Source organism: Paenibacillus marchantiophytorum (genome assembly GCF_014640555.1).
GTDB classification, from domain to species: Bacteria; Bacillota; Bacilli; order Paenibacillales; family NBRC-103111; genus Paenibacillus_E; species Paenibacillus_E marchantiophytorum.
On record NZ_BMHE01000081.1, the window covers coordinates 1 to 20,067 of the forward strand.

Below are 20,067 nucleotides of genomic sequence, written 5' to 3' on the forward strand. Positions count from 1 at the left end.
TGTAAATATAAACCTTATTATAAATTTTTTTGAATTTCCTCCTAGTCGGCATGTGCTCCGTAAAGGTGAATCAGCCGCTAAGGAGCACAATGCCTTATCATGTCATATATTTTGCAAAGCTTCTGCTACAACCGTGCGAAATTGAGCTTACGCGGATCGTGGTTCCCCTGTTCGCTGTTTCTCCTGCGAAATGAGCCGCTTTTCCTGAAATAGCGCCTCCTCGATTCGTGGGAAAGCCAAATCGACCGATTTCTGACGAATAACGCATCGTTGTTCCGCGAGCAGTTGTACGTGCTGATGCATCGTCCAATTAATCAGCTACTTTTCCATGCATCAGCTCTACGCGTTCTCCCAACCATCTATTTAACTCCATCAACAGAACAAATTCAGCTCCAGAGGAATCATAGATCCTCTATTTCGTCTAAAACCGAACCAATCGGAGCTTTCACGGAACGTGGTTCCTCTAGCTCAAACGATCTGTGGATCATGGTTCCCCTAGCTCAAACGAATCGAAGCTTCCCCAGATCGCCGTTCCTCTAGCTCGAGGGAACATGGTTCCGCTACTACGCCCAAACCCCTAAGGTACGAAGTAAAAGACTTCCGTGACGGCACGCGCTTTCTCGATTTCGCGTCGCCGCAGCCGCAAAGAAAAACCGCAGGCCTAAGCCCGCGGTTCCATCCCCACTACACCGTAAATTTCTGCAACGAAATTTGCAGTTCTTCCGCAAGTCCCGCCAAGGACTTGGCGGAATTCTCGATTTCCTCCGTCGTGGACATTTGCTGCTGACTTGCAGCGGATGTCATCAGACTGACGGAAATCCCTTTCTCAGATACGCCGCTGACGATGCTCATCACTTGCTCGATGCGTTCATTCGCTTCTACAAGCTGATGAATGTTCAGGTTCACGTTCTCTACCTTCGCGTTGACTTTCTCAACGGAAGATTCGATATGCAGGAAGGATTCCTGCGCCTCACCAGAAATCGCTAGACCGGCCTCCACTTTGGCCGCTCCGGCATACATAGAGCTTACCGCGTGGCCTATTTGCCCTTGAATCGTCGAAACGAGATTCGTAATATTTCTCGCGGAGGAAGCCGACTGCTCAGCCAGTTTCCGCACTTCCCCAGCTACGACAGCGAAGCCTCTTCCCGATTCGCCGGCACGCGCGGCTTCGATCGCCGCGTTCAGAGAGAGCAAATTCGTCTGCGTCGAGATATCATTGATCACATTGACGATTTCACCGATTTTGTGGGCATTTTTGCCTAAAGCATCAATCACACCATTCACTTCATTGACAGCATCGGAAATTTCACTCATTTGCCCGGCAATCGAAACAACGGATTTCTTCCCGTTCTGAGCGGCATTTGTCGCTTGCGCTACAAGCAAAGTCACTTCATTCGCCGACTCATCAATCAGTTTCGTACTCGTCAGCAATTGATGAACGGCCTCATTCGCTTGGTTAACACCAGCGAACTGCTTCTCGAAATCTTCGGACAACTGCTGACTGGAGGTTGCTACTTGCTTGGCCGCCAACGAGCTCTGCTCAGAACTGGCCAGAAGCTCTTCCGAACTTGCTGATAAAGTTAACGCATTGTCGGCAATTTGCGACACGAGCGAACGAAGACTTTCGGTCATCACATTAAAGGCTCCGGTCAATTTCCCGACTTCATCATGGAACGGATAATCCCCTTTCACCGACAAATCGCCATCAGCCGCTTTCTCCATATGTTCCTGTAGTTTACGAATTGGCGTGGTAATAATCATATTCAAGGTTAGGCCATTGATGGTCAGGATGATAATAGCAATGATAATCGTCAAAATGATGACCAAATGGGATATTTCGGAGTCATTCTTGTTGGATTCCTGAAACTGTTCGGCAGCTGATTCCTTTAGTTTGACGATAGCATCCAGCGCTTCAACCGTCTTATTTCCTTGCGGGGACACTTCATTGTTATAAACCTGATAAGCGACTTGATTATTTTGGGTAGCATGTTCAATCGCTGTCGTGATACCTTTGCTATAGGTTAAATTCATCCCTTCAAAATTGCGGAAGGCAATGGCCTCTTCGTCACTTAGCGCAATTCGACCGATTTTGGTAACCAGTTCATTATTAGTCATCAAATTCTCGTCTAACTTGGTTTTCAATTTCTGCTTATATTTCACATCTACGGAGAGCATCATCTCGAGCAAATTGGATTCTGTTTCATTAAAATTGGATTTCAGTTGATTAATCCATTTGACAGAAAGCAGGCTTTCCTCGTACATTCTAGTAGAATTGCCAGCCATCTTGTCCATATAGTAATAGCCAGTAACCCCTACAATAAGCAAGAACACAATCGCAATCGCATTCATCATCAACAGCTTAAAACGCAGTTTAAGATTTCGCAGCATGGACAGGTTCGCTTTCTTATTTTTTACATTTTTCAAGCTGCTCATCGTCGATCTCATGTTGCTTTTCAAAGTATTCCCGTTCTCCTCTCGAGTCATCGATGCTCTTGTCTGTAATTTTGGTGACATAATATCTAACATGAAATTAATTAATTTACCTATGGTTTATTTTACAAATAAGTGCCCCATCTGTAAAGATATTATTCGTCAAAATTCCACACCCGCACCGCCTCATTTATAAACTAATTATTTCCAAATTTAATAGAGTTAAGGTGGAGACGATCATGAAGTTGCTCGGAATTATTGTGAATCCGCTTTCAGGTGATGGCAGAGGATCTAACATTTGGCGAGAAATTGAGCCATTGCTCAAGTCGCAAGCGATTGCCTATAAGGCCAAATTAACGACACTAGCAGGCGAAGCCACCCAACATGCCGTTACGCTTCTACAAGAGAATAAGATCGATCAATTGATCGTAATTGGCGGAGATGGCACGATACACGAGGTTGTCGGCGGAATTATGGAGGCTGCTGAACATGGCGAGAACTGCCGTCTTTCGGTCATTCCGGCGGGGACAGGCAATGATTTTGCCAAAGCGTATGGGATTCCTAATAATCCCCTGCAAGCGTTGGATATCGCACTGAAAGCTGCAAACACCGTACAGATTGATTTGCTAAAAACAGCCAGCGGACGCGTCGCAGTGAACAGCATTGGAGCTGGTTTCGATGGCAAGGTCGCCAAGCTGACGAATGAGGCTGCCTACAAAAAATGGCTTAATCGTCTAGGCCTAGGCCAAATAGCCTACTTCCTTTCAATCTTGCGTGTATTCGTTACTTATCAACCATGTAAAGCTTGGCTAGAGGTGGATGGAACCACCTATGAAATAACAGATATGTGGCTGACGGCTGTTGCCAATATACCTTTTTACGGCGGCTCCATCCAAATATGCCCGTCTGCTTCCCCTCACGACGGCTTGGCTGATATCGTCGTAATCCGAAGCAGCGGGCGATTACGGCTGCTGCCTATTCTTTTCACCGTGTATCAAGGCAAACATACCAAGCATCCTGCTGTTTCCTTTTACAAAGGCAAATCTATCTCTCTGCGCACCGAATCGCCCCTGCTCGTTCAAGCTGACGGAGAGATCGGTGGAACAACACCACTGCATATCGAGATTATTCCTTCGGGCTTGCGCGTTATAAGAGCGGAGTGATGAGGCAGCTTTTTTTAGGCTATTAATTTTAACCGTTGACGCTGCAAAATAAGGTAGCCTACGAAGCCAGCCAGGATGACGGCAATCCCTGTTATGGAGCTATCCGGGGAAAGACCATCAGCAGATATTTGGGTGTAGATGCCAACTCCGGCAAGCATCATCGCATTTTCAAGGAGATTCTGAACCGCAATCGTTTTCCCAGCGCCTATCATTCGCTGTCCTTTATCTTGCAGCACCGTGTTCATCGGTACAATAAATACACCTCCGCTGAAGCCAATCAGCAGCAATAGTCCGATCGTCACATACAAGTTGGAAATAAGCGGAAACAACAAGATACTAACTATCATCACAATACCGAATACGAACGAATTATAGTATTTGCGGGCCGGGATCAGCTTGGGTGTTAGCAGCGCTCCGATCATAATGCCTATACCAGTGACTGCCACCAGCATGGAAATTTGATCGACGGATTCGATGCCCAAATGCGCCGGTACCCAAGCGATAATCGCCAGACGAACAACGGAGGAAGTCATCCAGAAAGAGCCTGTGCCAACGAGCGAGAACCGAGTGGTGCGATTTTTTAGCAGAAAGGCGACATCGTTCACAAAAGCTTTCGCTTCTTTTCCGTAACGGATCGTGGCATTGCCAGCAATCTTTGGAATTTGCAAGGACATCAACAAGGAAACCAAGTAAAGCCCCAGACATACAAGAATTGAACCGGTAAGGGAGAATTGAGCCAAAATACCGCCGCAAACGGAGCCCAAAAGAATAGCCATTATGGTGTAGCCCTCTATGCGGGCGTTGGCTTTGAGCAGTTCATGGTCAGACTTCGTCAAGGAGGGCAGGATGCCGTATTTGGCCGGTGAGTAGACCGCGGCCCCAATGCCTACGATGCCGTAGCTGACTGCCGGGTCCAAGTGCAAGAACAAGGCAATAATTCCGATGCCTTTTATGGCATTTCCGACTAGAAGGACGTGGGACTTGGCATTTTTGTCGGCATAGGCGCCAACGAATGGCGCCAGGATCACAAAGGCAACAAGAAACGAGGCTTGCACAACACCGATATAATAAGCAGGGAACGCGCTTTGCTTAATGATTGCCAGCGTAATGAATAGAATCATATTATCTGCGAAAGCGGAGAGGAATTGTGTCACATATAACGTCTGGAGTGGCTTCATTTTCATTTTCAATGTCATCATAGATCGCTCCCTTTGGATTGCTCCTCATCTTGCATGGCCATTCGCTTGATGGTTACATAATCGACTTTGCCACTGCCCAGCAGTGGCAGCCTCTCTACATATCGAAGCTCGGAAGGCACATAAATCGCTGGATGCCCTTGCTGCTTCATAGACTCTCTGATCTGTTGGAGCTGAGCATCTCGACTCGTATGATAAAGCACAATCCGCTCCCCTTTGCGCGGTTCAGGGACACTGATTGCTGCGCACATCGACTGAGCAGGCAGGCAAGCCGCTAACAACTCTTCGACCATAGGAAGCGAAACTTTCTCTCCGCCAATTTTAGCAAAAGACTGCACTCTAGCTTGGATAGTTAGATAGCCCCTCTCATCCAGATGAACAACATCCCCACAGCTGTACCATTCCGGGCAGGGAACGAATCCCTGGCCATGGATCAGGTAGCCCTTCATCACGTTGGGTCCCTTCACTAGCAAGTTCCCTCCAAGCGCTATTCCTTCCACTTTCTCCAAACGGTACTGCATACCCGGCAGCAATCGGCCAACAGTCCCCTTCTTGTTATTCATCGGTGTATTCAGCGAGATGACTGGAGCCGTTTCCGTTGTGCCATACCCTTCCAACACGCGAATCCCGAATTTATCAGCCCACATTTGTCTGACTTCATCCTTCAACTTCTCAGCGCCTGCTACCACATATTTCAACGAATGGGCAAAATCATACGGATGCGCCGTTCTTGCATAAGCCGACAGAAAGGTAGAAGTCCCGAATAATATCGTAATATTCCGGTCATAAACCAGCTCAGGAATGACTTTATAATGCAAAGGATTCGGATACAGGACCACTTTCATCCCAGATAGAATCGGCAGCATCGTCCCCGCGGTCAATCCGAAAGAGTGAAACATCGGCATTGCGCCTAACACAATATCCGCAGCGTTAAACGCAATAACGACCTTAGCCTGCTGAATGTTGGCATAAATATTGCGATGAGTGAGCACGACACCTTTGGGTTTGCTTTCACTGCCTGAGGTGAACAGAACAACCTCGTTCCACTCCGCGCCGACAGGCCCTTTCGCTTTGCGCATATAGTCGAGTACGCCTGCCCATTTATGGCTGAACGCGATACTTTGTTTGACATCTTCCAGATAAATAATGGTGAAAATCTCACTTGCGCTCTGGATAAAATCAGATAGATTCGCTTTCTCTATGAAAGCTCTGGACGTAATGATCGTCTTCACAGACGCCGTTTCACAAGCATCCAGCATCGCTTGCTTGCCTGCCGAATAGTTCATAATCGCTGGCGTCACGCCTAGTCGGAATAGCGAGAACAAGGTAACCACATTCGCTGCTGCATTCGGCAGCAGTACCGCAACACGCTTCTGAGCTCGAAGCAGCGCTTTCAAACGTCCTGCCATCGTATACGTAGTGAGCAGAAGTTTCCGATATGTTAAGGTGGCGTTGCCAACAATATCTTCTATAATGACAGTCGTCGAGCCGTGCTTTTTCGCGGCGATCAACAGTTCATTGAATAAATTGAGTTCAGGCTTCATCCGGCTTGCTAATAAATGATTTTGCATGTGAGAGCGGATTGTTTCTGTTGCTTGTTCCTTTTGAATCCTTCTCGACAGTTCTTCACGCACGGGTACTTGAAAGGCCTCTCCAAACGTAATACTCACTGCCGGGAACCAAATTTGCTTGAGCTTGCCGCGCAGATACGACAGCTTAGAATGTTCCAGACCATTGATGGCAATTGGCAGCATCCGCGCCTGAGATCTCAATGCAATGTAACCAATACCTCCATACACTTTCATCATGCCGCCTGTCGTTGTAATTCGCCCCTCTGGAAAAATGACCAGCGGTATTCCGCTTTGCACCGTTTTCAACATCGTCCTTACCGAGTAAGGGTTCAGTGGATCTACCGCAATATGAGCCCGAAAAAGGAGAAGCCACGCAAAACGCTGGGCGATTTTGGTATTCACCACAAATGCTACTTCACTCGGCAAAATGAACGCGAGCAGAACAGCATCTAACAAAGAGACATGATTCGGGATAAGTACCGTTTTCTCAGTAATAATTAAGTGCGTCAGCCCTTTGACTTTCACCCGAAAGCCAGCCATCAAGGCTGGGCGCAATAAGGGCAGCAGCAGCTTCAACAGGGTAACAACCAACCATTTCATCATCGTGACTCCTCCTAAGAGCTTTCATATGTCTAATTGCCTATATTTTTGGGCACCTCTTAATACCTGGTCATAATCCTATTGTATGCATTTGCCACCAAACGGATAGTACTAACTTTGCGTAGTACTCTGGCGAATCGGTTCCGTTTATTGGTAAATATAGGAATTTTCTGTTATAGTGAAACTATATATTTCGGTAAAGGAGCGTGTATCCTATGTTCAAATTAGTTGCAAAATCCAACTTCATTTATTTCCTTTGTGCCAGTTTATTCATATACCTGATTGATCTTGTTCTTGTAAGATCTGCTCTGTACGCAGAACATGATCAAATTTTGACCATTGGATTCGCACTGGATTTTGTTGTGGTACTTCCAATCTTGCTTTACTTCTTGATCTATCGAAAAATCAATAAAAGCTTCATCTCGGTTCTTCCTTTCGCTTTGCTAGGCTATTTGGCATTGCTACTGTTTATACCGGCTAAGGGGCAAGGAACTCTTGAATGGGTCAAATATTTGCTCATCCCTGTGGAACTTACGTTTCTTGGTTATGAAATCTATAAACTATATCAACTCATTACCCACTTTAGACGCAATCATTTCATCAAGGCACATCCGCTCGAAACAATTCGCAAAAGTATGGAAGAAACATTCCCTCATTCCAACATAGCACCCTTCCTTCTACATGATTTGTCGCTTTTTTATTACGCATTTTTTGCTTGGAGAAAAAAGCCTTACCTACAACCAGACACTGCTGCATTCCGTTATCACACAAATTCTAATTGGCTGATCACCATTTTAATCTTATCGAAAATTCTTCTAATTGAAGGTGTTTGTGTTCATATCCTTTTCATGCAATGGTCACCTATTGTCGCATGGATTCTTTCAATCGGGAATGTATATATCATTCTTTTGCTAGTCGCCGATTACCGGGCAATGTGTCTAAATCCAATTTTGGTTTCAAAGCAGGTCATTCGCTTGCAGTATGGTCTTCAATTGTTCTCCTACGTAGAAATAACTAATATTGAATCGGTATCCGTCATTTCCTCTGAGCAAATAGCTAAAGATCGCATGAACACATCGTTTATACCGCTGGTCGTAGAACCGAATATACGCATTCAATTGAAAAATGCTAATCTGGTTATCCGCCTGTTTGGCAAACGACAACTTGTCGATCAAATCTATTTATTCGTGGATAATCCACATGAATTCCAGACGGCATGCCTAACCTCGATGGAAGGTGCTTCCGGCTCATGAATCAAGAAAGAGGCGTCCCATCAGTCAATTTAATGACTTAAGGGCAGCCTCTTTCTTTTAATATTGCACGACATGGAAAAGCTCCCTTTAACCTTTTGAGTCAGCCTCGTTCCCCTATCGCAGATTCGGGGATTAATCCAGCAACTTCCTCAACCGGCCCGGATAGTCTGTAATAATACCCGAAACACCAAACGAAATCAGCTGTTTGTAATCCCTCAACTCATTCACCGTATAAGGATAAGTTTTTACGTTTGCTGCCGAAGCAGCTTTGACATCCTCATCTCCGATTAAATGATGATAGGGATGCAAGGAATATACATCGACACCGATTTGCTCCGCATAACCAGCATGATCAATAAGATTGGCTGTATACAACAACCCTACTTTCACCTCGGGTTCGGCCACTTTCAGCCTGCGAATCACCTTGTGATCAAACGAGGAAATCACGACATCCTCCATCCTGCCGCTTGCTTGCAAGAATGCCAAAAGCGCCTTCTCCATACGCCCTTCGTACGCATGCTTCACTTCCACGTTAATCAGATGTCCGCGCGGCACAAGATCAAACACTTCTCGCAGCAGCGGCACGCGCTCCCCTATATAAGCTTCTGAATACCACATTCCCGCATCGAGGGATCTCAGTTCTTCCCAGTTTTTTTCCACAATCCAACCAGCCCCATTGGTCGTTCGATCCAGCGTTGCATCATGACAGACGACAATTTCATTGTCTTTCGTCAGATGTACATCCAACTCAATACCATCAGCACCTTGTTCCAGCGCCAAAGCGAAAGACGCTAACGTATTTTCCGGCGCTTCGCCTGCGGCACCTCGATGTCCAATCACTAGCGGTTTCTGTTTATGCATCATTCCACACTCCTAATGGGTAGTTTAGGCTTCTTCTATGCTCAAATTATAAGGGAAAATCTCCGCTCTTGCCCAGTCAGGATGCGTAAAGGTTACGTAAATATTCAAAAAAATCTACAAATCCTTCACCTGTATTTAACATTGGTCAAATAAGTTAACGTTAAGCTAGGGATGCAAGAGATTCATCGATTACAGTTTGTGGAGGCTTAATGAATGAACACTTTGGACAGAGATTTATCATTTCCAACAACTGCTAAACCAGGTTTGAAAGTCAAACAGCCAATCCTCAGCACGTTCAGCCAGAAGTGGAGCGAGACATTCTTAGGCTATGTCTTCTTGTTCCCCTCGCTATTGCTGTTTGGCCTTTTTTTGTTCTACCCTCTGCTCCAAACCTTCTATCTCAGCTTGCATGAAACGGATCCCAGAGGCAGGATCTCTTCCTTCGTTGGATTCGATAATTTTACAGCTATTTTCACATCGGAGCGATTTTACCAAAGCCTCGGTGTCACGGGTCTTTTCACCCTTTTAACCGTACCCACCGTTATTGTTCTGGCTCTGATACTCGCGGCTTTCACACATAATCACTTAAAAGGGATGCGCATCTTTCAGTTCATCTTCTCTCTGCCTGTCGTATTATCTGTCGGAACTTCCGCCGTCATCTGGATGATGCTGTTTCACCCGAGTGTTGGCATGTTGAATTACCTGCTGACTCTTGTTGGGCTTGAGCCGGTTGCTTGGCTGACCGATCCGAGATGGGCACTGCTTTCCGTGTCCATGATGACCGTCTGGATGAATCTGGGCTTCACCTACATCGTCTTGCTGAGCGGCCTACAGGGAATTCCGGACGAAATCTACGATAGCGCCAAAATCGATGGCTCTGGACCCGTTCGAACCTTTATCCGAATCGTCTTGCCCTTGCTTTCACCCACGGTTTTTTTCGTGACCATCGTCTCCATCATTGGAGCTTTTCAGTCCTTCGGACAAATTCATATCCTAACCAGAGGCGGACCTGTGAACTCGACCGACGTGCTCGTATATTCCTTGTATCAGGACGCTTTCATCAACTTCCGGTTCGGTACGGGAAGCGCGCAAGCCTTGGTCCTTTTCACCATAATTCTGATCTTCACGATCGTTCAATTTAAAGTTTTTGAAAGGAACGTGCATTATCAATGAGTTCACGCTTGCAAAATACGTTCGTTTACACGCTTCTGGTTATATGCTCAGTCCTGGTGCTGTATCCCATTTTCTATACCTTCTCGTCAGCCTTAATGACGCCGGAGGAAGCTTCCGCTTATCCTCCCCGCTTTTTGCCTAGCGGTTTCTATTGGGGCAGTCTACTTGCCGTTTTCAAACTCGTTCCTATCGGCAAATTCATCACCAACAGTTTGATCGTCGCGATCATCATCATGGTTGGTCAATTGATTACCTCCAGCATGGCTGCCTATGCTTTTGCCAATATTCGCTTCAAAGGAAAAGCGTTCATCTTCGCACTCTTCATGGCCACCATGATGATTCCGTGGGAAGTCACGATCATTCCGAACTATTTGATGGTCAAAAAGTGGGACTGGCTCGATAGCTTGCAGGGCTTAACGGTCCCTTTCCTGGCAACAGCCTTCGGCACTTTTCTGCTGAGGCAATTCTTCCTGCAGCTGCCCAAAGAGTTGTTCGAAGCGGCACGGATAGATGGATGCGGCCATTTCCGCAGCTTCTTCCGCATCGTATTGCCCCTTGGACGGCCGGCATTAGCCACTCTCGCTGTGTATGCCTTTTTGAATGCCTGGAACATGTACTTATGGCCACTTCTAATCACGAACAGTGAGGGCATGCGCACCGTGCAGATCGGCATCGCCATGCTCCAATTTGAAGAATTAACCGTTTGGAACTTGGTTTTGGCCGGCGTCACTGTCGTCTTGCTGCCTTCCCTCTTAATGCTAATTCTTGGCTTAAAACAGCTCGTTCGCGGACTTACCGCAGGAGCATTGAAAGGCTGATCCATAAGGATGGCTACTCAGTTCAGCCCATCGCTGATCTCGATTTCCATAAAAAAATGCAATCAAAAGGGAGAGAAACAAAGAACATGAAATCATTGAAAATGAGAAGCTCCGCGCTTGCGATGACCGCACTGATGGTCTTATTAACCAGCGCTTGCGGCAGTAAAGCGGAAACGACAACAACTTCCAGCACAGCAGATACGAAAGCTTCTACACCTTCAGCGACAACTGACACCAAGAAATCGGCCGAGCCGGTTAAAGTCATTTGGTGGCACTCCATGAGTGGCGAGCTTGGCAAAGCTGTCGATAAATTGGTTGCAGACTTCAATGCTTCTCAGAAAAATGTCATCGTGGAAGCAGTTTTCCAAGGTACCTACGACGAAAGCTTAAACAAAATGAAAGCTTCCATGGATACCAAAAGCGGCCCTTCACTCATTCAAGTATACGAAATTGGTTCCCGCTTCATGATCGACTCCAAAGCCATTACGCCGGTGCAGCAATTCGTGGATGCAGATAAATTCGATCTTTCACAGCTCGAAGACAATATTTTGAACTATTATAAATTTGATAACAAGCTTTATTCCATGCCTTTCAATACATCGAATCCAATCCTTTACTACAACAAAGATATGTTCAAAGCTGCCGGTCTTGATCCCGAGAAGCCGCCAAAAACGTATGAAGAGATTGCCACTGCCGCTAAAGTGCTGTCCAAAGATGGTAAATCCGGCTCCTCCTTTGCGATCTACGGCTGGTTCATGGAGCAATTCTTTGCCAATCAAGGTGTGGAATATTTGAATAATGGCAACGGTCGCACTGCTTCAGCAACGGAGTCACTGGCTAACAATGAAGCTGGCGTAAAAACATTGACATGGTGGAAAGACATGGTCGACAACAAAACTTCCGCGAACCTCGGTCGCAAAACCGATGATACCAAGAAAGCATTCTTGGCTGGTCAAGTGGCGATGACCCTGGACTCCACAGCCTCCCTTCGCGGTATCGTGAGCGGTGCTGACGGGAAATTCCAAGTCGGGACAAGCACGTTGCCGAAGCCAGCGGATGCCAAAGAAGGCGGTGTCGTTGTAGGCGGAGCGAGTCTTTACATCTTGAACAACAAATCCGAAGCTGAGCAAAAGGGAGCATGGGAATTCATTAAATTCCTCACGACTCCGCAAACACAAGCATGGTGGCACGTGAACACTGGCTACTTCCCTATTACCAAAAAAGCTTACGACGAGCAGCTTGTGAAGGACAACCTGGCCAAGTATCCGCAATTCCAGACGGCCATTGACCAGCTTCACAACACCAAAGCGAATAAGGCAACTCAAGGCGCTGTCATGGGCGTATTCCCAGAAGCCCGTCAAATCGTAGAAACAGCCATCGAAGAAGCTTTAACTGGCAAAAAAGCGCCAAAAGAAGCGCTCGATGGAGCTGCGAAGAGCATTACAGAGAAGATTGCCGCTTATAACAAAACGGTTAAATAGTCTTTAACGAACAAGAGGAGCAGGGCGCCTAGGCGGCCCTGCTCCTCTTTGGTTATTTGATGATCGATGCAATTTGGGCTATATGATGCTGATTGTGCCAAAGAAACCTTTGGAGCGCGGTATCGATGCTGATCCTCCCTAGAGCCTGCGTGGAGAATTGTCGGTTGAACGCATTCTGGCTGCCGCCTCTGAGCAAAGCCACTAAGCGGGTATGCAGCGATTCCAGTAAGGCAATTGAAACTTGAACTGGCACATCCCTATAGTCGCTCAGCTCTGCAAATAAATCCTCACGATATGAACTTGCCACAGGCTCGTCTTCCGTTAACGCTCGCTTTAAACGCAGATATGCGTTTATATCATTATCTGCCATATGGTGTACGACCTGCTGCGATGTCCAACCACCTGGACGATAAGGCACTTGGAGCTGCTCGTGGTCCAAATCTTTCAGCACATCCCTGAGCGACTTCGCGATATCAGAGATTCCTTGTAAACACTTGTTTCGTTCCTCAACAGATAAAGCCGATTTTGCAACAAATTGACCTATGGGATAGCGTATTTTTTCCATTTGCAGGCTCCTTTCTTTTTCCGGGGTACCTCTTATTTGTCTTCTCTCCTAGCTGAACTCCTCATCTCTATTGGAATTCATCCAATAGGGTTGCTTTGAAAGCAACGATTTAGGCAAATCCACAAGCTACCTTCAATTGTATAACTCATTTATAAAAACTTTAAATATTCTTTTGGATATCACCGAAAATGGATTCAGACCGTTTAATCTAGCACTATGCCTAACGCCTTTACTCGTTGGATTATTGATTACCTATTTCTTCGTGCGACTACTTAGACTCCAACATTGTCCGTGAAATGACCACCTTCGTTTGGGACAAACTGTATTTGTTTGGACCCTATATGACACCACGTGAAATCAATAAAAGATTGGGATACGATTGGACAAAAAACTCGCTGCATTTATCAAATGAGAGCAGCACCCTTTTGGTTTTTGTAAATCAGGGAAGAGTTGTGCAATACTTGGATATTACAACTTGGATAAATGGTAATTCAGACTAGGTCTACACGCCTGCTGGCGCACTCTTACAGTTTTCCAGATCACAAATCAGCGATAATCAAAATTATCAAATTCTCCTAGAATTAAACGAGTTATCCCCATAACCTTCAAATCACCACAGATATCAATATTGTATCTACCAAAAACACTAACATCTTAAGAAAAACGACTTCGCGGCCCTGATAAATCAGCCTCTTCTTAGCTGCAAAACCTTGTAAGGGAACTAGAGGACGCTAATTAGACGAAAAGAAGGGATGCGAGGGTAATAGCGGAACTACAGGGTCTTATTTCCACAAAAAGCGTAAAAATTCCCATAAAACAGCAAAATAACGTACTGTAGATCCCTCAACCTCCCGATAATGACACTTTTGGCTAAAATAGCGCACCGTAGTTCCCTCCCTCCGCGCGAGGCAGCTGGAGTAACTCGATTGAACTTTCATCAATTAGTTGTGCCTAGCTTGGCTAGGCGCGCTATGTTAAAAAAAGCAGGTGCCGCGGCACCTGCTTCCAACGCTTACTCCTCAATTAACAAACCGAAACTCTCATCCCCAATGGATACCGGCTCCATGTCATTCACCTTCGCGAATCTGACCCCGGCAAGCAGCACATTCTCTTGCAGCACATGATCAAAGCGCTCCAAAGCTTCTTTCAGCGGCGCCCCCACATCCAAGACAAGGTTGATCCTCTTTTCAATCGGAAGCTCCAGCTTTTTGCGATAATCCTGTATAGCACGGATCATTTCCCGGACAAGTCCCTCTTGTTCCAGTTCCTCCGTTAATGTGGTGTTGAGGGTAACGGTAACTTGATTACTGGAGGCTGATGCGAAGCCTGCTTTTGCCTGCTTTTCTACAAGCAAATCTTCGAGCTCGACACGCAGCTCTGCTCCCTCAATTATCACTGTTAAGAAGCCCTTGTCGATGGCTTGTTTGGTTTCTGCAGCAGACAATTGCTTCAGATGATTTTGCAAAGGACTGACGGCCTTGCCGTACTTTTTCCCTGCTACTTTCAGATTCAACTTCACGCTGAAGTCTACAAAACCACTGTCGCTTTGTTCCAAGCGAATGACTTTAACATTCATCTCATCTCTGATGATATCCTCGAACCGGCTCAAGTCGAAATCACCATTCAGTGAAACCATCATCTCGGAAAGCGGCTGACGCGTTTTGATCCCTGTCTCATTCCTCACGTTGCGAGCCAGCTCAACAATTTGCCGAGTCGTTTCCATCTCGCGTTCAAGGGTTAAATCAATGACGGATTGGTTCTCTTGCGGATAATCTGCCAGATGGACGCTTCCGTCTCCGCCTAGATTCCCATAGATATCTTCCGCGATAAGCGGTGCAAATGGTGCGATCATCCGCGCAATCGTCAGCAAAACTTCACGCAGCGTTTGATAAGCTGATACCTTATCCGCGGTCATTTCACTTCCCCAGAAACGGTCACGGGAGCGGCGGATGTACCAATTGCTAAGCTCATCTACAAAAGCCTCGATTTGTTTCGCAGGGTTCAAGAAATCATTGATTTCCAAGCCTTTGCGCACATTCTGCAAGGTGCTGTTCAGCCGCGAGATGATCCAGCGATCCAATTCATTCTCAGATGAGAGTTTCGGGTGATCCTCTGGCTTATACTGGTCAATCTCTGCATATAACGCATAAAAAGCATGTGTATTGTTAAGCGTATCTACCAGCTTGGACTTCGCTTCCGCTACGATTTGCTTAGAGAATCGTTTGCTGTTCCATGGCGCGCTGTCCGCAAGCAGAGCCCAGCGAAACGCATCCGTGCCAAACTCATTGATGATATCCCAAGGGTCGATACCATTTCCTTTGCTTTTGGACATCTTTTGCCCATTCTCGTCCAAAACGTGACCTGTAGAAAGCACAGCTTTGTAAGGTGCTTTCCCATTGTACAACGTTGAAACCGCGAGCAAGCTAAAGAACCAGCCTCTCGTTTGGTCAATCCCTTCGCAGATCATGTCCGCCGGGTATTGCTCATTGAACAGCGCTTCATCTCCAAAAGGATGATGATACTGCGCGAACGGCATAGAACCACTATCGAACCAGACATCGATGACTTCAGAGGTTCGGTGCATGACGCCTCCACAAGAGCAGCGAAGCTTCACTTCATCGATATAAGGCTTATGCAGCTCTAAGTTTTCGTCCAGCGGCTGCACCGATTTTTCCTGCAAATCTTTGCGGCTTCCAGGAGCATATTCGCACCCGCAATCATCGCATAACCAGACGTTAAGCGGAGTTCCCCAATAACGGTTGCGACTGATGTTCCAATCCACAAGGTCCTCCAGAAACTTCCCAAAACGGCCTTCTCGAAGGTGCCCAGGATACCAATCGACTTTGCTGTTATTTTCAATCAATTGCTCTTTGATAGCGGTCGTTTTGATAAACCAGCTTTCCATAGCGTAATACAGAAGCGGTGATTTACAGCGCCAGCAGAACGGATAGCTATGCTCATAACGCTCTTTGGAAAATAACAGATTGCGCTCGGATAAATACTTCACAATATCCACATCGCAATCTTTGACGAAGCGACCAGCGAAGTCGGTGATCAGGTCGTGGTAACGTCCCGCCAAATTGACCACATTCACGAAGTCCAACTCGTGCTGGCGAGCTGTGCGGTAATCGTCTTCGCCATGTGCGGGAGCAATATGAACGATACCTGTACCGCTTGTGTCCATAACATAATCTGCGTCTACAACGATATGACCTTTGTTCGGGCTGATATAGCCGAATGGCGGCTCGTAGGAAGTGCCAACGAACTCTGCCCCTTTATGCACAGACAGTATCTCGTAGTCTTGCTTGAACAGCTTCTCCACAAGCTTCTGGGCCACGATATAGACTTCATCTTGATATTTCACCTTAGCATAGTCGATATCGTTGTTCACAGCCAAAGCTACGTTCGCTGGCAGCGTCCAAGGCGTTGTCGTCCATGCCAAAAAGTTCTCTTCTCCGCTTTTACTTTTGAATTTCACCGTGGCGCTCAAATCTTTCACATCTTCATAACCTTGCGCGACTTCGTGCGAGCTCAATGTCGTTTGGCAATCTGGACAATAAGGACTGACCCGATGCCCTTTGTACAGCAATCCTTTGTTGTGTACTTCCGCTAAAATATGCCAAACGCTCTCGATATACTCGTTCTTCAACGTCACATATGGATCATCCATGTCCGTCCAGTAGGCGATCGCTTCGGTTAATTCCCGCCACTGCTTTTCATATTCAAATACACTGCTTTTGCATTTCTCGACGAACTTGGCTACTCCGTACTCTTCAATTTCTTGCTTGCCGGAAATTCCAAGCTGCTTTTGAACGCCAAGCTCAACAGGCAAGCCATGCGTGTCCCAACCCGCCTTGCGGACGACATGGTGTCCCGTCATCGTTTTGTACCGGCAAATGAAATCCTTCACAACACGGCCTAGCACATGTCCGATATGGGGTGAACCGTTCGCTGTCGGTGGTCCCTCATAGAAAACGAAATTCGGTTTGCCTTTGCGATTCTCGATCGATTTGTGGAAAGTATCGTTCTGTTTCCATTGTTCCAACACACGCAGATCGCGTGTTCTTGCTTTCTCTTTCACATCAACTTTTCTCATCAGTTACAAACGCTCCTCTATTTTCCTGGTATGAAAAAACAAAAAAATCCCGCCCCGTAAGGGACGAGATTACCTCTCGCGATACCACCCTAGTTCCATAATGATCAATCGTCTTGACCATCACAGCTCCTCATTCTGCGCACGAACATACGCGGCCCTTGTAACGGCGGGATCCCGGGGCAGCTTACTCAATTCCTTCAGCTTTCCTTCTCGGAGAGGATTTTCGACTAATTCCTGCATATTGGCTTTCAGCTCTTGGCCAACTCTCTGGGAAACAAGGTATTAGCTTACTCGTTCTCGTCAACAAATTTAAATCATATTTGAACATCTAATTCCTTTATTTTTACACCAATTACGCTTCAATGTCAATTAACGATTTGGATACCCGTAGTGAATAGGGCTTTGTGGGGGATTTGAATATGGCGGCATTGTCTGGGACTGGCTCTGCATATTCGTATAAGATCCATGACCATACTGTTTATTTTGCTCATGCGCTTGCATCACACATTCATCCGTAGGTCCAATAATAATCGTTTCGTTATTAAGAGGTTTGAGCACTTTCTTCAATAGTTCAGGATCCAAACAATACGTATGGGCAAGAACTTCGATCGGCGTTTTGGTAAGAATATCAGACCCCAAAATATACTCCGGATAAGGCGCATCAAAAATCGCCAGCAAGTGCGTATCATCTTCTAGAGCTACTTCCCAATGCCACCAGCCTTGCGGAATATTGCCCACTTGTCCGGGCGTTACCGTAATGTTCGTAATTTCGTTATCGAACGGGTTAATCAGAGAAATCATGGCTTTCCCTTGAATACAATAGACAAGTTCAGAAGCATTTTGGTGATAATGCGGCTCAACCACACGCCCTCTGCTCAAGTAAATATCGAGCATAGAGACATTGCCAAGCGTATTTAAATTATCCCGCCCGAGGCGATTAATGAAATTTTCCGCATTTCTTGTCATCAAGCGATTCTTATTAATATCAAAAAAAACTGCTCATTAGGGTTCGTGTACACGGTACTAGGCGTAGGTGCAGGCATCCATCTTTCCACTCCACTCTGTTAGTATATTTGCACCCATAATATGCAGCGGAGTTTTAATCGTGACAGGAGTCTAGGTGATAATTGCCTCTACCCAACTGTAACAAGCCAACAGTTCCTCCTCGTTTACCAAATCTGAACGATGTTCAAACATGATTTTCACTTGTTTATTCTCGTGTGTAAGAATGTGCAAATATTCTTCAATAGGAGCCCAACCCTCGTTTGGATCTTGATGCGGCATAACAGGAATCCTACTCTTCTCAACCGTGTTGTTCGCTGTCATTTTCACATTGGACAAATGAATAATCTCTGTATATTTGGCAAACTTCTTCATAATTGTTCTTGCATCAAAATAGGGATCTATCCGATCTTGCAAATAACATCTAGCTGTATCAACACAGAGTTTCACGTTCGAAAACTTGTCTAATAACTCCTCCAGAAAAGTATCTGCGTAAATGTATGTATTCAAAGCATCCAATTCCAAAACGGGAGTAAATGTGAACTCTCGCCCCTTCTGAGAAATCCATTCGAACCACGACTCACTTTTTTCTTTAAACTCATCTAACCCGTAAGAGCTTTCATGCGTAAATTCACTGCTCTGCTCGAATCGCCAATGATTCCAATCCACCCTGTCATCTAGAATTACAGGCTTGGGGTAGTGAAATAACACATACGAGGGTTTAATTGCCGCCAGAAATACTAACTCTTGCTTGACACTCTCATAGGCACGCGATCTAATTGCATCATCACTTGCTAAAAACAAGGCATCCCTGAATTTGGATAAACCAGCCCGCAGCGGAAAATGGACACCTATCTGAAATCCGTGTTCTCTGGCTTCTTTAACCAACTTCGCAATATCAGTTTCATCGCCAAACAAACAAGCTTCGATGCCATAGAAGCCTTCTTTAAAATCTTTATGAAACTTATGATAATCAAGAGTACCGTATTGCCCTATCATGAATCGATTCATGAGTCTATCTCCTTAATTACCACCTCAGGTCAATTTCACAATTGAAACCTGTCTTTAACCATTCTAGCAACATCCTCAGGACTTAAATTTGTATTATTAATTCTTATATAGTTTGCCCGCTTGATTTCATGTTCTAGAGAGTTCAATCTATGATTCTCAGCGGTCATTCTTAGATTTTGCTCCGATTGTTCTACATTTCTTTTCGTTGGTTTATGTTCAAGCCTGTAATCGTCATATGATTATGAAAGACTGTCATTCCAGTCACTTTTTCTAGTTCATGTCCTACTGTCATTTTACCAACGGCTTGTGGCCCAAAAATAATTATTAATTTCATCATTCAGCCTCATCTCCATGTCGAACATTAACTTGACAATAAGCCAGAATCTGTAAGCATGCAAGGGAAAGAACTAGTTCATATTACTTTCCTGAAAGAAAAAACGGCTTCGCCGCCAGGAGAGATCAGCCCCTTATTAGCGATAAAACCTATGGAGGGAGGGAACTATGGTACGCTATTTTGGCAAAAAGCAGGGTTACCACCAGAAGCTTTGCAAAATATATGACATGATAAGGCATTGTGCTCCTTAGCGGCTGATTCACCTTTACGGAGCACATGCCGACTAGGAGGAAATTCAAAAAAATTTATAATAAGGTTTATATTTACAGTTGGTCTTTCGCTCACAGAGAAAAAAAGAAAGGAGGCTTCGAGTGAGGAGACATGTTGCCAACTGTAAATTTTGGGTTTTTATTCTATTTAATTACGATTCGTGCCGCTGTGTACTTCTTCGGATACTTTCGGGGGCGTCCCGTCTTTTTCTTTTTTATTCTCCCCTTACTTTCGCGTGTCGGC

13 protein-coding genes, 1 pseudogene and 1 other annotated feature are annotated in these 20,067 nt (G+C 45.7%); of the genes and pseudogenes, 5 read left to right on the forward strand and 9 right to left on the reverse strand.

From position 1 onward, the window contains the following. Positions 1 to 684: 684 nt before the first annotated feature. The gene (locus tag IEY34_RS34710) at positions 685 to 2,457 is read right to left on the reverse strand and encodes a methyl-accepting chemotaxis protein (protein ID WP_189020635.1); all 1,773 of its coding nucleotides are present in this window, start codon (positions 2,455 to 2,457) and stop codon (positions 685 to 687) included. 212 nt (positions 2,458 to 2,669) lie between these two features. Here IEY34_RS34710 and IEY34_RS34715 point away from each other — a divergent pair, with 212 nt between their 5' ends. Next, positions 2,670 to 3,593: a diacylglycerol/lipid kinase family protein gene (locus IEY34_RS34715; protein WP_189020637.1), complete on the forward strand. Its 924-nt coding sequence runs from the start codon at positions 2,670 to 2,672 to the stop codon at positions 3,591 to 3,593. A 14-nt stretch (positions 3,594 to 3,607) separates the two neighbouring features. Here the strand turns inward: IEY34_RS34715 and lplT are convergent, their stop codons facing one another. Both lplT and IEY34_RS34725 read right to left on the reverse strand, forming a co-directional pair. Then, a complete protein-coding gene (gene lplT / locus IEY34_RS34720; RefSeq protein WP_229758001.1) occupies positions 3,608 to 4,792 on the reverse strand; it encodes a lysophospholipid transporter LplT in 1,185 nt (394 codons plus the stop codon). Then, the gene (locus IEY34_RS34725; protein WP_189020639.1) at positions 4,789 to 6,963 is read right to left on the reverse strand and encodes an AMP-binding protein; all 2,175 of its coding nucleotides are present in this window, start codon (positions 6,961 to 6,963) and stop codon (positions 4,789 to 4,791) included. The genes lplT and IEY34_RS34725 overlap by 4 nt, the downstream gene beginning before the upstream one ends. Positions 6,964 to 7,175: 212 nt before the next feature. Between IEY34_RS34725 and IEY34_RS34730 the strand changes: the two genes are divergently transcribed. Then, the gene (locus IEY34_RS34730; RefSeq protein ID WP_189020641.1) at positions 7,176 to 8,213 is read left to right on the forward strand and encodes a hypothetical protein; all 1,038 of its coding nucleotides are present in this window, start codon (positions 7,176 to 7,178) and stop codon (positions 8,211 to 8,213) included. Positions 8,214 to 8,345: 132 nt separating this feature from the next. On the opposite strand, the gene IEY34_RS34735 is transcribed toward IEY34_RS34730, so the two are convergent. After that, positions 8,346 to 9,077, reverse strand: a complete 732-nt coding sequence (locus IEY34_RS34735; RefSeq protein ID WP_308423104.1) for a glycerophosphodiester phosphodiesterase — start codon at positions 9,075 to 9,077, stop codon at positions 8,346 to 8,348. A 210-nt stretch (positions 9,078 to 9,287) separates the two neighbouring features. On the opposite strand from IEY34_RS34735, the gene IEY34_RS34740 reads away from it, so the two are divergent. The 3 genes from IEY34_RS34740 to IEY34_RS34750 all read left to right on the forward strand — a co-directional run bounded on the left by IEY34_RS34740 (position 9,288) and on the right by IEY34_RS34750 (position 12,546). Then, the gene (locus IEY34_RS34740; protein ID WP_189020643.1) at positions 9,288 to 10,247 is read left to right on the forward strand and encodes a carbohydrate ABC transporter permease; all 960 of its coding nucleotides are present in this window, start codon (positions 9,288 to 9,290) and stop codon (positions 10,245 to 10,247) included. Then, positions 10,244 to 11,065 (forward strand): carbohydrate ABC transporter permease, encoded by an 822-nt coding sequence (locus tag IEY34_RS34745; protein WP_189020644.1) that lies wholly within the window; start codon positions 10,244 to 10,246, stop codon positions 11,063 to 11,065. The genes IEY34_RS34740 and IEY34_RS34745 overlap by 4 nt, the downstream gene beginning before the upstream one ends. 86 nt (positions 11,066 to 11,151) lie before the next feature. Beyond that, the gene (locus IEY34_RS34750) at positions 11,152 to 12,546 is read left to right on the forward strand and encodes an ABC transporter substrate-binding protein (protein ID WP_189020646.1); all 1,395 of its coding nucleotides are present in this window, start codon (positions 11,152 to 11,154) and stop codon (positions 12,544 to 12,546) included. Between the two features lie 52 nt (positions 12,547 to 12,598). On the opposite strand, the gene IEY34_RS34755 is transcribed toward IEY34_RS34750, so the two are convergent. The 5 genes and pseudogenes from IEY34_RS34755 to IEY34_RS37105 form a co-directional block, all read right to left on the reverse strand. Then, positions 12,599 to 13,111, reverse strand: coding sequence for a YfiT family bacillithiol transferase (locus tag IEY34_RS34755; RefSeq protein ID WP_189020648.1), 513 nt, complete (start codon positions 13,109 to 13,111; stop codon positions 12,599 to 12,601). 1,012 nt (positions 13,112 to 14,123) lie between these two features. Beyond that, positions 14,124 to 17,207, reverse strand: coding sequence for an isoleucine--tRNA ligase (ileS, locus tag IEY34_RS34760; RefSeq protein WP_189020650.1), 3,084 nt, complete (start codon positions 17,205 to 17,207; stop codon positions 14,124 to 14,126). Positions 17,208 to 17,263: 56 nt separating this feature from the next. After that, positions 17,264 to 17,520 (reverse strand) — a binding site (T-box leader). 56 nt (positions 17,521 to 17,576) lie between these two features. Beyond that, positions 17,577 to 18,173: a cupin domain-containing protein gene (locus tag IEY34_RS34765; protein ID WP_189020652.1), complete on the reverse strand. Its 597-nt coding sequence runs from the start codon at positions 18,171 to 18,173 to the stop codon at positions 17,577 to 17,579. Positions 18,174 to 18,323: 150 nt separating this feature from the next. Further along, positions 18,324 to 19,220 carry a TIM barrel protein gene (locus IEY34_RS34770; RefSeq protein WP_189020654.1) on the reverse strand — a complete coding sequence of 299 codons (897 nt, stop codon included), beginning with the start codon at positions 19,218 to 19,220 and terminating at the stop codon, positions 18,324 to 18,326. A 35-nt stretch (positions 19,221 to 19,255) separates the two neighbouring features. After that, positions 19,256 to 19,554, reverse strand: a pseudogene (locus tag IEY34_RS37105) (DEAD/DEAH box helicase family protein). Between the last annotated feature and the right edge of the window lie 513 nt (positions 19,555 to 20,067).

Coding starts and splice junctions, on each gene's coding strand:
- IEY34_RS34715 (WP_189020637.1), top strand. CDS start 2,670: ATGAAGTTGCTCGGAATTATTGTGAATCCGCTTTCAGGTGATGGCAGA.
- IEY34_RS34755 (WP_189020648.1), bottom strand. CDS start 13,111: ATGGAAAAAATACGCTATCCCATAGGTCAATTTGTTGCAAAATCGGCT.
- IEY34_RS34745 (WP_189020644.1), top strand. CDS start 10,244: ATGAGTTCACGCTTGCAAAATACGTTCGTTTACACGCTTCTGGTTATA.
- IEY34_RS34750 (WP_189020646.1), top strand. CDS start 11,152: ATGAAATCATTGAAAATGAGAAGCTCCGCGCTTGCGATGACCGCACTG.
- IEY34_RS34770 (WP_189020654.1), bottom strand. CDS start 19,220: ATGAATCGATTCATGATAGGGCAATACGGTACTCTTGATTATCATAAG.
- IEY34_RS34730 (WP_189020641.1), top strand. CDS start 7,176: ATGTTCAAATTAGTTGCAAAATCCAACTTCATTTATTTCCTTTGTGCC.
- IEY34_RS34725 (WP_189020639.1), bottom strand. CDS start 6,963: ATGATGAAATGGTTGGTTGTTACCCTGTTGAAGCTGCTGCTGCCCTTA.
- IEY34_RS34765 (WP_189020652.1), bottom strand. CDS start 18,173: ATGACAAGAAATGCGGAAAATTTCATTAATCGCCTCGGGCGGGATAAT.
- IEY34_RS34740 (WP_189020643.1), top strand. CDS start 9,288: ATGAACACTTTGGACAGAGATTTATCATTTCCAACAACTGCTAAACCA.
- IEY34_RS34735 (WP_308423104.1), bottom strand. CDS start 9,077: ATGATGCATAAACAGAAACCGCTAGTGATTGGACATCGAGGTGCCGCA.
- ileS (WP_189020650.1), bottom strand. CDS start 17,207: ATGAGAAAAGTTGATGTGAAAGAGAAAGCAAGAACACGCGATCTGCGT.
- lplT (WP_229758001.1), bottom strand. CDS start 4,792: ATGATGACATTGAAAATGAAAATGAAGCCACTCCAGACGTTATATGTG.